The following is a 259-nucleotide window of genomic DNA, read 5'->3' as shown; positions in this document are numbered from 1 at the left end:
TCAAGCATACAAAGAGACAGGAAAAGGCTTGACCTATGGTACATGCTCTGCCAAACTACCTGCCATGAAGAAAGAGCTTGTTTGGCTAAAAGAAGTGGATAGTATTGCGATTCAGTCGTCTGTTCGCAACCTTGCGGATGCTTATACACGCTTTTTCAAAAAACAAAACAGCGCACCGCGCTTTAAATCTAAGAAGAACAACGTACAATCTTATACCACAAAACAAACAAATGAAAACATTGCCGTTGTAGGGAACAAA

Annotated in this window: 1 pseudogene; it reads left to right on the top strand. The window is 40.5% G+C overall.

Annotated features, from left to right (window positions below):
• A pseudogene (locus MR168_RS33190) lies at positions 1-259 on the top strand (IS200/IS605 family element RNA-guided endonuclease TnpB); the annotation flags it as partial.

The organism is Bacillus cereus group sp. BfR-BA-01356 (assembly GCF_022663635.1).
Taxonomy (GTDB): Bacteria; Bacillota; Bacilli; order Bacillales; family Bacillaceae_G; genus Bacillus_A; species Bacillus_A cereus.
This window is presented reverse-complemented; position numbering and strand designations above follow the sequence as displayed.